Raw genomic sequence first — 14406 nt, forward strand, 5'->3', positions numbered from 1 at the left:
ATCTCCAGGTCAGCGCAGCTGACGCTGCAGGTCGTACGTGAGCAGGGCATATGTCTCGCCCTCGCTGCGGGTCCGCCGATCGAGATGCAGCGCGTCCGCCTCGAGGGCGGTGACGCGGTGCGTCGGGCGAGGGCGCTGAGCCCGCTGGAGAAGCCAGAGGCCGATCCTGAGCGATAGACGATCTGCCAGCGCCAGGCGCCGCAGTTCATCAGGTGCGGGAATATGAAGGACCTGCTGGTCCTCGGTATCCGGAGGGTGGGGGATGCTGCGATACAGCGTGGTGTTCACGGTGATTCCTTCGAGATGGGTGGTGGTGTTCGGTGAGGAGAGCGCTGTCGCGGCGCGCCGAGAAGACGGCCGGCGGAGCGCGGCGAGAGTCGAGAGCCCAGCGCGCCGGAAGGCGATCGCCGGGGTCGGCGGTGATCCGTGATCCGAGAAGGATCAGAGGGTGGGGCGCGGAGACACGCGAACGAGAAGCCCCGTCACCGATCGGAGACCGGTGGGTGAGTGGGGGGCAGAGTTCTCGGGCTGCGGTTCTACGAGAGAGCGCCGAGACGGACGCCGGTGGTTACCGAGTGCGCAAGGCGCGGCGCGAATGGCGCGGCGAGGCCAGTGGCCTGAGCGTTGAGCTGAGTGATCATCGGTAACCTCCTTTTCGTGTGGCGATCCGGAGGTTACCGTAGCGAAACCCGGGCGTGTCCGTCAAGCATCCCCGGCGTGGCCCGGCGTGTCGCGGCCGATTCCCGTTCGCTCCGCTCCCGCGCGGGATGCCGGTTCTGAGCCGTTATTCCGGTAGCGTATGGGCGTGAATCACCCGGAGAGCGCGGTAGCCGCATGCATCTGAAGAGCCTGACCCTCAAGGGGTTCAAGTCCTTCGCGCAGCCGACCAGTTTCGTGTTCGAACCGGGCGTCACCTGCATCGTGGGTCCCAACGGATCGGGCAAGTCGAACGTCGTCGATGCCCTCGCCTGGGTGATGGGTGAGCAGGGAGCGAAGACTCTGCGCGGCGGCAAGATGGAGGACGTCATCTTCGCCGGCACGTCCACGAGAGGGCCGCTCGGTCGGGCCGAGGTGCAGCTCACGATCGACAACAGCGACGGCGCCCTGCCGATCGAGTTCGCCGAGGTCACCATCAGTCGCACGCTGTTCCGCAACGGCGCCAGCGAGTACGCCATCAACGGCGAGAACTGCCGTCTGCTCGATCTTCAGGAACTGCTCAGCGATTCCGGTCTCGGACGCGAGATGCACGTCATCGTGGGGCAGGGGCGCCTGGACACGGTGCTCCAGGCGTCTCCGGAGGATCGGCGCGGCTTCATCGAGGAAGCGGCCGGCATCCTCAAGCATCGGCGTCGCAAGGAGAAGACCCTTCGCAAGCTCGATGCGATGGAGACCAACCTGACGCGTCTCAGCGATCTCGCCGGCGAGATCCGGCGCCAGCTGAAACCCCTGGGCAGGCAGGCGGAGATCGCGCGCGAGGCGCAGACGATCGCTGCGGTCGTGCGTGATGCCAAGGCTCGGATCTTCGCGGATGACGTGGTGGCGCTGCGCACGGCGCTGGCCGATCACACGCGCACCGAGCATGAGCGGCACACCGAACGGCTCGTGCTGTCGGATCAGGCAGAGGCGGTGCGGGCGAGCATCGCACGCCTTGAGCAGGATCAGAACTCGGCGGCGGTCGATCAGGCGAGAGGCGTGGCCTTCGGTCTCGAGCAGGTGCAGGAGCGGATGCGCGGGCTGTACACCCTCGCCAATCAGCGACTCGCGCTCCTCGGCTCGGAAGAAGACGATGCTGCCGTGACGGCCATCACTGTCACGCAGACCACGATCGACGAGGCGAAGGCGGAGATCACCGAGATCTCCGCCGGCCTCGGCGACGCTCAGGACGCGGCGAGCGTGGCGAGCCGCGAGGTGGTGAATGCGCGGGCGGAGCTCGACACTCTCGACGTGGACATCGCCGAGCAGAGCGCGCTCGTGTCGGAGTACGACATGCGGCTCAGCTCGTTGCGAGGCACGGCGGATGCGGCCGCGTCGGCCCTCGCTGCGGTGCGCGGTGCGGTCCTGCGCCAGGAGAACGCGCTCGAGGCGGCGAACGCGCGTCGCCGAGACGCCGCCGAAGCCCTCGAGGCGATCGACGACGCGGAGGCGCCGGAGGGCACGGCGGCAGAGCACTCCGCCGCATATGAGAGCGCGCAGCGTGCCGCGACGGCGGCCGAGGCCGAGCGAGAGACGCTCCGCGAGCGCCTGCACGCGGCCGAGCGCGAGGTCGACGCTCTCACGGCCAAGGCTGCGGCACTCGGAAGCGCGCTCGCGATCTCAGGAGGCGCCGCCGAGATCGTGAAGGCGGGAGCCACGGGTGTTCGTGGCCTCGTGGGTGACTCGGTGCAGGTCAAAAACGGGTTCGAGGCCGCGATCGCAGCCGTGCTGGGTTCGCTGGCCGAGGGCGTCCTCGTCGAGAGGGCCTCCGACGCCTTCGAGCTGGCACAGGACGCGTCCGACCAGCGCAGGGGAGTGGTGGATTTCGTCGTCGCCGATGCTGCGCGTCCGTCGATCGAGCTGCCCGCTCTCGAGGGCGTGACGCCCGCGATCGATACGGTCACGGCTCCGGACGGGGTCCTCGGAATCCTGTCGCACGTCGTCATCGCCGCGAGCCTGGACGCGGCGCGCAATGCACGACTCGCGCTCGACCTCGCGGGCGATACGACCACGACGATCGTCACGACGGCGGGCGATGTCGTCACCGCGCAGACGCTGCGCACCGGATCCGGCGGCGAACGCTCCCGTCTCGAGCTCGCCGCCGAACGGGACGCGGCGAACGAGCGCCTGGCAGAGGTGCAGGTCATCGTCGATTCACTGCGCGAGGCTCGCGCAGACGCGAACGAGGCCGTGGAGACATCACGTCGCCAGGCGAAGGACGCGCTCCGGGCGCTGCGCGAGCACGACGCCGCGCTGGCGACCCACGCGGAACAGGTGAACCGCGTCACTGTCACCCACGAGTCGGCTGTCGCCGAGTGCGAGCGGCTCGAATCAGGACTCGCGCAGGCACAGAGCGCGGTGCAGGATGCGGAGGCGAAGGCCGACGCGGCCAAGGCCGAGTTGGATGCGGCCATCGCCGCCCCCCGGCCGGTGCTGGACGCCTCGGCGCGTGACGGTCTGCTCGAGGCGCTCGAGACGGCGCGCGAAGGTGAGGTCCGAGCGCGTCTGGAGATCGAGACGCTTCGTGAGCGTGTTCGTGCTGCCCAGGCTCGCGTCGCCGGACTCGAACGGCAACGCGAGCAGGAGCGGGACGCCGCAGCCGAGGCTGCGCGCCGGGCGGTCATCCGACGCGCACAGCGCGAAGCGGCATCCGGAGTGGCTCAGGAGCTGCCCCGCATCCTGGACTCGATCGATCGGTCGGTCACCGAGGCGCGCGTCGCATTGGCCGAGGCCGAGGCCGCGCGATCGGCGCAGAACCAGGAGCTCACTGCTCTTCGAGCGCAGGAGACCTCCTTGCGCGAGCGGCTCGCCGGGCTCACCGAGAGCGTGCACGGCCTCGAACTGCAGATCCACGAGAAGAAGCTGCACCTCAACAGTCTGCTCGAGCGCGTGGCATCGGAGCTCGCGCTCGACGAAGATATTCTCGTAGCGGAATATGGCCCCGATCAGCTCGTTCCCCGTGATCCCGGAGCCGACCAGGCTGAGGACGACCTGCTCGACGACACGGCGATCCCGTTCGATCGGCGGATTCAGCAGCGACGGCTCGCCGAGGCCGAACGCAAGCTCGCTCAGCTCGGACGGGTCAACCCGCTCGCGCTCGAGGAGTTCGCGGCGCTCGAGCAGCGCCACGCGTTCCTCACCGAGCAGCTCGCCGACCTGACGCAGACGCGACAGGACCTGCGCACGATCATCGCGGACCTCGATGAGCGCATGCAGACGATCTTCGCGAGCGCGTTCGAAGACACGAGGGTCGCGTTCGGGGAGGTCTTCCCTCTGCTGTTCCCCGGCGGAACCGGAAGCATCTCGCTCACGGATCCCGAGAACATGCTCACGACCGGCATCGAGGTCTCTGTACGGCCGGTCGGGAAGAAGATCGAGAGGCTGTCACTGCTCTCGGGCGGTGAACGTTCCCTCGCTGCAGTCGCTCTGCTGGTCGCGATCTTCAAAGCCCGCCCGAGCCCGTTCTACATCCTCGACGAGGTCGAGGCGGCGCTCGACGACGCCAACCTCGGCCGCCTGCTCACCGTGTTCGAGCAGCTTCGCGAGAGCTCGCAGCTGCTCGTCATCACCCATCAGAAGCGCACGATGGAGATCGCAGATGCGCTCTACGGGGTCTCGATGCGTCAGGACGGGGTGTCGGCGGTCGTCGGACAGCGCGTGGGCGACCGCGCGGCGGCCGGCTGACAGCGCTACCCGTAGGCTGGAGTCATGGCGGAGAAGTCGTGGTCCCTCACTCGTGCGCTGCGCGGGATGTTCGTCAAGCCCACTATCGACGAGACGACATGGGAGGACCTCGAGACGGCCCTCCTCACTGCCGACTTCGGCCCCGACATCAGCGAGCGGGTCGTGGAAGAGCTTCGTGAGAAGGTCGAGCGCTACCGCACGACCGATCCGCAGGATCTCCAGCGGATGCTCCGCGAGACGCTCGAGGAGCACTTCGCGAAGTTCGACACGACCCTGAAGCTCACCGAGCGGCCGGCGGTCGTTCTGGTCGTCGGCGTCAACGGCGTCGGGAAGACCACCACGATCGGCAAGTTCACCAAGTTCCTTCGCGGGTTCCAGCGCAGCGTGGTCGTCGGAGCAGCCGATACGTTCCGTGCGGCCGCCGTCGATCAGCTGGCCACCTGGGCACAGCGCGGCGGAGCGGCGATCGTCCGCCCCCAGCAAGAGGGTCAGGATCCGGCATCCGTGGCCTACCAGACCATCGAGTTCGCCCAGCGCGAGGGCATCGAGATCGCGATCATCGACACGGCCGGCCGACTGCACACCAAGGGAGGGCTCATGGACGAGCTCTCGAAGATCCGCAGGGTGATCGAGAAGCAGGCTCCCATCAGCGAGGTCCTGCTCGTCCTCGATGCCACCACGGGTCAGAACGGTGTGATGCAGGCCGAGGCGTTCCTCGAGCATGCAGGGGTCACCGGACTCGTCCTGACCAAGCTCGACGGCTCGGCGAAGGGCGGCTTCGTCCTCGCCGTGCAGGAGCGCACCGGCATCCCCGTCAAGCTCCTCGGCCAGGGCGAGGGCATCGATGATCTGACCGGTTTCACCCCCCATGTCTTCGTCAAGTCGCTCGTCGGCTGATTACGGGACTACCGCCGCGAGCACGAGGCTGGTTTCATAGCGTTATGGCGATCGAACACGACTACTTCGGACTCCTGTCCTCAGGGCCCGACGGCTCGATCTTCTGGTCTGAGACGGTGGAGCTCGGTGACCAGAGCGTCACCGTCGATCTCACCGCTCCTGACCAGGACGATGTCTCTGCCGACGCGCTCGACATCGCCGCTTCGCTCATCGCGGGGATCGAGAACGTCGACGATGTGTCCCGGCGGGGCATGCTCGCGGAGGTCGATGACCGCACCAGCGAGGTCACCGAGTACATCCTGCAGCAGCAGGAGGCCTACGGAGACGAACTCGAAGAGGTGCTGGTCGACGTCAGCGGTGACGCCGCCGTCGACATCATCCGCTCGCTGCGACTCATGAGCATGACGATCCTCGCCGACGAACACGGCGGGTCGGAGCCGTTCGCGGTGCTGGAGTACGCGCTCGACGCGACCACCACCGACGATGTCCTGCTGGTGAACCTGGGTTCCGACGGCAGCGTGCAGTCGGTGATGAGCGCCGACTGACGCTCACCGCCTCGGTATCGCTCAGACTGCCTGAGCGAAGCCGAGATCCGCGCTCTCGGCGATGTGCGCCAGGTGCGGTGGTATCTCGCGCCCCTTCGAGACCATCGACTGCGCCCACAGCCGGCCGGCACGGTACGACGAGCGCACGAGAGGCCCGGCGAGCACGCCGAGGAAGCCGATCCGCTCCGCCTCCTCCTTGAACTCGACGAACTCCGCAGGCTTGACCCATCGGGCCACGGGCAGGTGGCGAGGAGAGGGGCGCAGATACTGCGTGATGGTGATGATGTCGCAGCCGGCGTCGTGCAGGTCGTTCAGCGCCTGGACGACCTCTTCAGGTTCCTCGCCCATCCCCAGGATCAGGTTGGACTTGGTGATGAGGCCTGCGTCCCGCGCCTGGGTGATCACATCGAGCGAACGCTCGTACCGGAACGCCGGGCGGATGCGCTTGAAGATCCGCGGCACGGTCTCGACGTTGTGCGCGAAGACCTCGGGACGGGCGTCGAAGATCTGCCCGAGGAAGGCAGGGTCGGCGTTGTGCTCGTTGGCGAGCAGCTCGACGCCGGTGTTCGGGTTGAGCTCGTGGATCTTCCGCACCGTCTCGGCGTTGAGCCAGGCTCCGGTGTCGGGCAGATCGTCTCGTGCGACGCTGGTGACCGTCGCATAGCGGAGGTTCATGCGCACGACGCTCTCGGCGACACGGCGTGGCTCGTCGGTGTCATAGGCATCGGGCTTGCCCGTGTCGATCTGGCAGAAGTCGCACCGTCGGGTGCACTGCGATCCGCCGATGAGGAAGGTCGCCTCCCGGTCTTCCCAGCACTCGAAGATGTTGGGGCAGCCGGCCTCCTGGCAGACGGTGTGAAGGTCTTCGCTCTTGACGAGCGAGTGGAGCGCCGTGTACTCGGGCCCCATCTTCGCCTTCGTCTTGATCCACTCCGGTTTGCGTTCGATGGGAGTCTCGGCGTTGCGGATCTCGAGGCGGAGGAGCTTGCGTCCCTCTGGTGCGGCGGTCATGCGTGTGCTCCTGCGTGTGCGGCTGTCGAGTATTCGGCGAGGAAGGCGGCGGACACCGAGTCGACGATGTCGGCGGGGGAGACGTCCGCTCCGACGACCTCGCTCACGGTGGTGACACCGGCGTCGGTGATCCCGCACGGGATGATGCCTCTGAATCCTGCGAGGCTGTTGTCGCAGTTGATCGCGAAGCCGTGCATCGTCACTCCCTGCTGCACGCGCACCCCGATCGCCGCGACCTTGTCCTCCGACAGGGGGCGGCGAACCCACACCCCGCTGCGCCCCTCGACCTGGTATCCGTCGACGCCGAGTGGCTGGAGCACGTCGATCAGGATGCGCTCGAGGCGACGCACGTGCGCGACGACGTCCATCGGCTCGGGCAGCCGGACGATCGGGTAGCCCACGAGCTGCCCTGGTCCGTGCCAGGTGATCTTGCCGCCGCGGTCGACGTCGATCACCGGTGTGCCGTCCGTCGGGCGTTCCTGCGGCTCGGTCCGCTTGCCGGCGGTGTACACCGCCTCGTGCTCGAGCAGGATGAGCGTGTCCGGGCGAGTGCCGTCGACGACGTCGGCGTGGATGCTGCGTTGCAGGTCCCACCCGGCGGGGTAGGGGACGAAGCTCGGAGCGAGTCCGGGGGTGAGGATGTCGAGCATGGGAGGCCCTCTCGATCAATTGATGGATTGCGTCTAAGAATACTCCTCCGTGACGGTCGCGGCGCGCAGGAGCGACGCGCGGTAGCGTGTCTGCATGAGCAGCACGAGCCGAGCAGGGCGCCCGAAGGCCTCTTCGCGCGAGACCCTCGCCGAGGCCGCCTGCGAGCTCTTCCTCGAGCGGGGCTACGACGCCACCTCTGTCGCCGACATCACCCAGCGTGCCGGAGTGAGCCGCTCGAGCTTCTTCAACTACTTCTCCTCGAAGAGCGATGTGCTCTGGTCCGGCCTCGACGACCGCATCGGCCGTGCGGTCGACGACCTGGTCGTCGTGCCCGAAGACCGCGACGGCACGCATGTGCGGCGCATTCTCTCGGAGCTCGTCGAGGACTTCGCACCGGACAGCCTGGCTCTCGCGATGACGAACTCGTCGGCCATGGGGCTCGACGACGAACTCGAGCAGGATGCCGCGCTTCGCCAGGCTCGCCTCGCGGCGGCGCTGGCCGATCTCGCTCGCCGGTCGGGGGTCACCGCTCTCACCGCGGACATCGCCGCGGCCACCTGGGCCGCCGCCGTGGTCGCCGCCGTGCGAGCGTGGGCGGAGAGCGGTGCGGGACGAGGTTCCGTGGGGGACCGATTCGCCGACGCTGTGCGGGCGATCGGCCGATTGCCGTGGGGTGGCACGGAAACCTGATCTCCCCGCGGACGAAACCGCGCGAGCCGGACAGGTCAGGAATGAGAGACCCCTTTCCCGACCGAGGAGACATGATGGCCACCGACCCGCTCGACGAGATGCTCGACTGTTCCGCACCGACGACGGCGAGACCGGAACCCGGAGACATCCGGGCCATGATCCTCGCGGCGCGCGAGGAGACGCGGCCACCTCGTCGCGGACGTCGGAGAGCCGTGCTGACCACGGCGCTGGCGCTCTTCCTCGTCGGCGGCGCCGGTGTGGCCGCGGCGTCATCGGATTGGCTCTGGAGCCCGGGCCTCGAGGATGCGGATCGGACCTACAGCTACACCTCGCCGACCTGGGGACAGTGCGAACTGCGATTCAGCGCGCTCGACACGCACGACATGTTCACGAACGACGAGGTCAACCGCATCGTCGACGACTGGTTCGCGAGCACGGATGTCGAAGCGGCGGCCGCGCCTCTCGTTCCGGGGATCCTCCACGAGCTGGAGGAGAGTCGTGCCGGCGACCCTGCGGTCGATCCCGACCCTCGGCAAGCCGATCTCGATGCCTGGACGGCGCACACACAGGCCGTCGACGAGCTCGTGCACGCGGAGCTCGCTGCGAACGGCTTCGCCAGCGAGGCGCTAGGGGGCACCGAGTCGCACAGTCAGGTGCACTGCGACGGCGAGGACTGGGGGGACGGGGAATGAGCCGCGACGCAGCCCTGACCCGGGTGCTGGAGGAGAGCGCGACCGACCTGCTCGCCTACCTCTCGCGTCGGGTGGGCCCCGACGACGCCGCGGACCTCCTCGGGGAGACCATGGTGATCGCGTGGCGTCGGTCATCCGACCTTCCCGATGAACCGGAACGCGCGCGGATGTGGGTCTTCGGCATCGCACGAGGCACGCTCGCCAACCACGACAGGGGGCAGCGGAGACGGTGGGCGCTCGCGGATCGGCTTCGGCTGCAGCGGCAGGAGCATCACAGCTCACCTGCCGCTGACGAGGGGCTGGAGGTGCGTGACGCGATCGCACGGCTCGATCCCGACCTTGCGGAGATCGTGCGGCTCGTGCACTGGGATCGACTGTCTCTCGTGCATGCGGCGGAGCTTCTCGGCATCCCTTCGTCGACCGCACGCGGCCGTTACGCGCGCGCGAGAGAACTGCTCCGGGCCGAGCTCGCGGTCGGCGCGGCTCCGAACGCGGAGAACGGTGCCGGATTCGCGTAAACTCGGTGTCACCATGGCTACCTTTGGCACGCTCTCCGATCGGCTCACCGAGACCTTCCGCAACCTTCGCACGAAGGGAAAGCTCACCGCGGCCGACGTCGACGGCACTGTGCGCGAGATCCGTCGCGCGCTGCTCGACGCCGACGTCGCACTGGCGGTCGTCAAGGAGTTCACCGCGAAGGTGCGCGAGCGCGCCCTCGGCGATGAGGTCAGCAAGGCGCTGAACCCCGCGCAGCAGGTCGTGCAGATCGTCAACGAGGAGCTGGTGCAGATCCTCGGCGGTGAGCAGCGTCGTCTGCAGTTCGCCAAGACCGCGCCGACCGTCATCATGCTCGCCGGCCTCCAGGGCTCGGGCAAGACCACCTTCGCCGGCAAGCTCGCTAAGCAGCTCGAGAGCGAGGGACACACGCCCCTTCTCGTCGCGGCCGACCTGCAGCGTCCGAATGCGGTGAACCAGCTCCAGGTCGTCGCGCAGCAGGCCGGCGCGACCGTCTACGCGCCCGAGCCGGGCAACGGAGTCGGTGACCCCGTCAAGGTGTCGCGCGACGGTGTGGAGCACGCGCGCCGCCACCAGCACGACGTGGTCATCATCGACACGGCCGGTCGCCTCGGCGTCGACGCCGACCTGATGAAGCAGGCATCCGACATCCGCAAGGCGACGGACCCGGATGAGGTCCTGTTCGTCATCGACGCCATGATCGGCCAGGACGCCGTCAACACGGCGAAGGCCTTCCAAGAGGGAGTCGACTTCACCGGTGTCGTCCTGACGAAGCTCGACGGTGACGCTCGCGGTGGTGCGGCGCTCTCCGTCGCCTCCGTCACCGGCCGCCCCATCATCTTCGCGTCCACCGGCGAGCGACTCGAAGACCTCGAGCCGTTCCACCCCGATCGCATGGCCAGTCGCATCCTCGACCTCGGCGACATCCTCACCCTCATCGAGCAGGCCCAGCAGGCCTTCGATGAGGAAGAGGCCGTCAAGATGGCCGAGAAGCTCGCGACCGAGCAGTTCACCCTCGAAGACTTCCTCGACCAGCTTCAGCAGATGAAGAAGATGGGCTCGATGAAGAAGATGCTGGGGATGCTCCCCGGCATGGGGCAGATGAAGCAGCAGCTCGAGGACTTCGACGAGCGCGAGATCGATCGCACCGAGGCGATCATCCGGTCCATGACACCGGGCGAACGACGCAACCCGAAGGTGCTCAACGGTTCGCGTCGTCTGCGCATCGCGCGCGGTTCGGGAATGACCGTCACGGACGTCAACCAGCTCGTCCAGCGCTTCGATCAGGCGGCCAAGATGATGAAGACCGTCGCACGCGGCGGCACTCCGAACATCCCGGGAATGGGTTCCATGCCCGGAATGGGCAAGCCTGGTGCGTCGTCGAAGCGCGGCAAGAAGGGCAAGTCCTCGGGCGGTTCCCGCTCGGGCAACCCCGCCAAGCGCGCAGCCGAGAACGCGGGAATCACCTCCGCGGCCGCCCCGACCGGCTCCGGTTTCGGTCTCGGCGGCACCAAGGCGCCGAGTGAAGCCGACCTCGCGGAGATCCAGAAGCTGTTCGGCAAGAGCTGACCGGACTCATCGGCGTGCCGCCGCGAGCGGCCCCCGCGTCGATGGAGCGACCTCTCTGCGAGGCTTCCGCAGCGCAGCGAGCTGCCCGGTGACGAGCGCGCTCAGAACGAGGGAGAGTCCGAGCGCCTGGACCGGGGCGAACGTCTCGCCGGCGAGCAGCGTTCCCAGTGTCGTCGCGACGACGGGGGAGAGCAGGGCGAGCAGGCCGGGGGCGATGACGGGCAGCTCCTGGATGCCGCGGAACCAGAGCGTGTACGCGATGAGACCGCCGACCGCGCCCAGCCAGAGGTAGCCGAGTATCGCGCCGCCGTCGATGGAGGGAGGGAATCCCTCGAAGACGAGTGTCAGTGGCAGCAGGAACAACCCGCCAGCCGTCAGCTGCCAACCCGCGTACGCGACCGGCCCGACACCGGCGGGGCGCCCCCAGCGCTTGGTGAGGATCATCCCGAGAGCCGTAGCGGTGACGCCGCCGACCGCTGCGATGATGCCGACGGGGTCGAGCTCCGCGGCCGGGCCCAGCACCACGAGAGCGACACCGCCGGCACCGACTGCGGCGGCGGCTGCCGTCAGAGGGCGGATCCTGTCGCGGAGCACGAGCGCCCCCAGACAGAGGATGATCAGCGGCTGCACGCCGGCGACTGCTGCTGCGACGCCGCCGGGCAGACGCTCTGCGGCCAGGAACAGCAGCGGGAAGAACGCTCCGATGTTGAGGATGCCGAGAGCCAGCGACTTCAGCCACCAGCCTCGCGGCGGCAGCGCGCGGCCCAGACCGAGAGCCACGAGACCCGCGGGGAGCGATCGGAGGAGACCTGCCAGCAGCGGATGACCGGCGGGCAGCATCTCGGTCGTCACGAGGTAGGTCGTGCCCCAGGAGATGGGGGCCAGGGACGTGAGGAGCAGCAGAGTCAGCCGGTTCATGTCTCTCAGCCTGATCCCGATGGACACATGAGTCCAACGCATGCTTGTCACGGGATCCATGAATGAGGATCATGGATACGTGGATCTGCAGCAGCTCAAATACGTCGTCGAGGTCGCGTCCTCGTCGAGTTTCACGCGCGCGGCCGAGCGCTGTTTCGTGACGCAGTCGGCCCTCAGCCACCAGATCGCGGCGCTGGAGCGCGAACTCGGCCAGCGCCTGTTCGTGCGTTCGAGTCGCAGCGTCAGGACGACGGAGGCGGGGGAAGCGTTCCTCGTTCATGCGAGGGCCGCGCTGGCTGCAGCGGACCAGGCGCGTGAGGCCGCAGCGGCGGCCGCGGGTCGGGTCGTCGGCACGCTTCGTCTCGGTGTGATCCCGACGGTCACCGCGGTCTCCGTGCCTGACGCGATCTCGCGGTTCAGAGCGGAGCACCCGGAGGCGCGGGTGCAGCTCAGCATGGGCAACAGCGATGCCTTGGCAGCCGCGGTGCGCCGAGGAGAGCTCGATGTCGCGATGCTGGGCCTGCACGAGGACGTCCGCCCCGGTGGCGTGGCCTCGCGAGAGCTCGCCCGCGAGCGCCTGGTGGCCGTCGTGCCGTCGACCCACCGACTCGCACGGCGCGAACACCTCGCGTTGGAAGACCTTGCCGAAGAGGTGTTCGCGGACTTCCCCGCGGGCACGTCAGGGCGCGCGCAGAGTGATGCCGCCTTCGGTGTCGCCGGTGTGCTTCGCGATGTGTCGTTCGAAGCGGACTCGGCCGAGCTGATTCTCGGACTCGTGTCGGCTGGGCTCGCGATCACGCTGTTGGCGCCGGGCGTCGCCGCCGCGGCTGCGCCCCATGCGGTCGCCGTGGAGATCGTCGGAGGACCGGTGCGCGTCGAGTACGTCGCCTGGGACGCACGGTCGCCGAGGGCGGTCGCCACCGCGTTCCTCCGGGTCATCGGGCCGATGACGCCTCGCGTCGAAGACGAAGCGGGCCCGGAGGAATCCTCCGGGCCCGCCTCCTCAGAGTCCTGAGGTCAGATCACGTCCTCGTCGACCCAGTCCATCGACTTGGTGACGGCCTTGCGCCACAGGCGCAGCTGGCGGTCACGCTCGCCGTCCTCCATCGACGGTTCCCAACGACGATCCTCCTGCCAGTTGGCGGAGAGGTCGTCGAGACCGTTCCAGAAGCCGACGGCCAGACCGGCGGCGTACGCGGCACCCAGCGCGGTGGTCTCCGCGACGACCGGGCGCACGACGGGCACACCGAGCACATCGGCCTGGAACTGCATGAGCGCATCGTTCGCGACCATGCCCCCATCGACCTTGAGTTCGGTGAGGTCGACGCCGGCATCCGCGTTGACCGCGTCGAGAACGTCGCGGGTCTGGAATGCGACGGCTTCGAGCGCTGCGCGAGCGATGTGGTTCTTGTTCGCGTAGCGGGTGAGGCCGACGATCGCACCGCGGGCGTCCGAACGCCAGTAGGGTGCGAACAGGCCGGAGAACGCGGGGACGATGTATACGCCACCGTTGTCGTCCACCTGCTTCGCGAGTTCTTCGACCTCGGGAGCGGAGCTGATGATCCCGAGCTGGTCGCGGAGCCACTGGATCAGCGATCCGGTGACAGCGATCGAGCCCTCGAGCGCGTAGTGGGTCGGTCCGTCCCCGAGCTTGTAGCCGACGGTGGTGAGCAGCCCGTTCTTCGAGTGGACGATCTCCTCGCCCGTGTTGAAGATGAGGAAGCATCCGGTGCCGTAGGTGTTCTTGCTCTCGCCCTGGTTGAACGCGGCCTGACCGAACGTCGCGGCCTGCTGGTCACCCAGGATGCCGGCGATCGGCGTCTCCCGGAGCAGAGACGAGTCCTCGGCGGCGCCGTACACCTCGGAGGAGGAGCGGATCTCCGGCATCATCGAGCGCGGCACTCCGAATGCCTCGAGGATGTCGTCGCGCCACTCGAGCGTCTCGAGATCCATGAACATCGTGCGTGAGGCGTTGGTGACATCGGTGACGTGCACACCGCCGTCGACGCCGCCCGTCAGGTTCCACAGCACCCAGCTGTCGGTCGTGCCGAAGACGAGGTCGCCCGCCTCGGCCTTCTCCCGTGCGCCCTCGACGTTCTCGAGGATCCAGGCGATCTTGGTGCCCGAGAAGTAGGTGGCGAGGGGGAGGCCCACGACGGGCTTGAACCGCTCGACGCCGCCGTCGGCCGCGAGGCGGTCGACGATCTCCTGCGTGCGGGTGTCCTGCCAGACGATCGCGTTGTAGACGGCCTTTCCGGTCGTCTTGTCCCAGACCACTGCGGTCTCACGCTGGTTGGTGATTCCCACGGCGGCGATGTCGTGACGTGTCAGGTCGCCGCGGCTCAGCGCGAGGCCGATGACCTCCTGCACGTTGCGCCAGATCTCCGCAGGGTCGTGCTCGACCCAGCCGGCCTTGGGGAGGATCTGCTCGTGCTCCTTCTGTCCGGTCGCGACGATGCTGCCCTTCTTGTCGAAGATGATCGCGCGGCTGGAGGTGGTGCCCTGATCGATGGCGATGATGTAGTCGGCCATTGTGTTCT

General features: G+C 68.1%; 13 protein-coding genes. 8 read left to right on the forward strand and 5 right to left on the reverse strand.

Annotated elements, in window-relative coordinates; all coding sequences use genetic code 11:
- Positions 1 to 9: 9 nt before the first annotated feature.
- Positions 10 to 288, reverse strand: coding sequence for a hypothetical protein (locus AC04ME_RS13220; RefSeq protein WP_042541687.1), 279 nt, complete (start codon positions 286 to 288; stop codon positions 10 to 12).
- A gap of 546 nt (positions 289 to 834) precedes the next feature.
- On the opposite strand from AC04ME_RS13220, the gene smc reads away from it, so the two are divergent.
- Genes smc through AC04ME_RS13235 form a run of 3 tightly spaced genes read left to right on the forward strand, consistent with a single transcriptional unit; the run spans position 835 to position 5819 of the window.
- Positions 835 to 4377: a chromosome segregation protein SMC gene (gene smc, locus AC04ME_RS13225; RefSeq protein WP_475123591.1), complete on the forward strand. Its 3543-nt coding sequence runs from the start codon at positions 835 to 837 to the stop codon at positions 4375 to 4377.
- Between the two features lie 24 nt (positions 4378 to 4401).
- Positions 4402 to 5274, forward strand: coding sequence for a signal recognition particle-docking protein FtsY (gene ftsY, locus AC04ME_RS13230; protein WP_042541685.1), 873 nt, complete (start codon positions 4402 to 4404; stop codon positions 5272 to 5274).
- Positions 5275 to 5318: 44 nt separating this feature from the next.
- A complete protein-coding gene (locus AC04ME_RS13235) occupies positions 5319 to 5819 on the forward strand; it encodes a DUF2004 domain-containing protein (protein WP_042541684.1) in 501 nt (166 codons plus the stop codon).
- Positions 5820 to 5840: 21 nt separating this feature from the next.
- Here the strand turns inward: AC04ME_RS13235 and lipA are convergent, their stop codons facing one another.
- Both lipA and lipB read right to left on the reverse strand, forming a co-directional pair.
- Complete coding sequence (lipA, locus tag AC04ME_RS13240; RefSeq protein ID WP_042541683.1) at positions 5841 to 6830, reverse strand: lipoyl synthase; 990 nt, start codon at positions 6828 to 6830, stop codon at positions 5841 to 5843.
- A complete protein-coding gene (gene lipB / locus AC04ME_RS13245) occupies positions 6827 to 7480 on the reverse strand; it encodes a lipoyl(octanoyl) transferase LipB (RefSeq protein ID WP_042541682.1) in 654 nt (217 codons plus the stop codon). Before lipB ends, lipA begins: the two co-directional genes overlap by 4 nt.
- A gap of 94 nt (positions 7481 to 7574) precedes the next feature.
- On the opposite strand from lipB, the gene AC04ME_RS13250 reads away from it, so the two are divergent.
- The 4 genes from AC04ME_RS13250 (at position 7575) to ffh (ending at position 10948) form a co-directional block, all read left to right on the forward strand.
- On the forward strand, positions 7575 to 8171 hold the full coding sequence (locus AC04ME_RS13250; RefSeq protein ID WP_042541681.1) for a TetR/AcrR family transcriptional regulator: 597 nt from the start codon (positions 7575 to 7577) through the stop codon (positions 8169 to 8171).
- A gap of 74 nt (positions 8172 to 8245) precedes the next feature.
- The gene (locus tag AC04ME_RS13255) at positions 8246 to 8863 is read left to right on the forward strand and encodes a hypothetical protein (protein WP_042541680.1); all 618 of its coding nucleotides are present in this window, start codon (positions 8246 to 8248) and stop codon (positions 8861 to 8863) included.
- Positions 8860 to 9381, forward strand: a complete 522-nt coding sequence (locus AC04ME_RS13260; protein ID WP_042541679.1) for an RNA polymerase sigma factor — start codon at positions 8860 to 8862, stop codon at positions 9379 to 9381. Before AC04ME_RS13255 ends, AC04ME_RS13260 begins: the two co-directional genes overlap by 4 nt.
- Positions 9382 to 9394: 13 nt before the next feature.
- Positions 9395 to 10948, forward strand: coding sequence for a signal recognition particle protein (gene ffh / locus AC04ME_RS13265; RefSeq protein ID WP_042541678.1), 1554 nt, complete (start codon positions 9395 to 9397; stop codon positions 10946 to 10948).
- 6 nt (positions 10949 to 10954) lie between these two features.
- Here ffh and AC04ME_RS13270 read toward each other — a convergent pair whose 3' ends face one another.
- Positions 10955 to 11866 (reverse strand): EamA family transporter, encoded by a 912-nt coding sequence (locus AC04ME_RS13270; RefSeq protein WP_475435397.1) that lies wholly within the window; start codon positions 11864 to 11866, stop codon positions 10955 to 10957.
- Positions 11867 to 11945: 79 nt separating this feature from the next.
- Between AC04ME_RS13270 and AC04ME_RS13275 the strand changes: the two genes are divergently transcribed.
- Positions 11946 to 12881 (forward strand): LysR family transcriptional regulator, encoded by a 936-nt coding sequence (locus AC04ME_RS13275; RefSeq protein WP_475435399.1) that lies wholly within the window; start codon positions 11946 to 11948, stop codon positions 12879 to 12881.
- Between the two features lie 2 nt (positions 12882 to 12883).
- Here the strand turns inward: AC04ME_RS13275 and glpK are convergent, their stop codons facing one another.
- On the reverse strand, positions 12884 to 14398 hold the full coding sequence (gene glpK / locus AC04ME_RS13280; RefSeq protein WP_042541676.1) for a glycerol kinase GlpK: 1515 nt from the start codon (positions 14396 to 14398) through the stop codon (positions 12884 to 12886).
- Between the last annotated feature and the right edge of the window lie 8 nt (positions 14399 to 14406).

It is taken from the genome of Microbacterium sp. LjRoot205 (assembly GCF_056175745.1).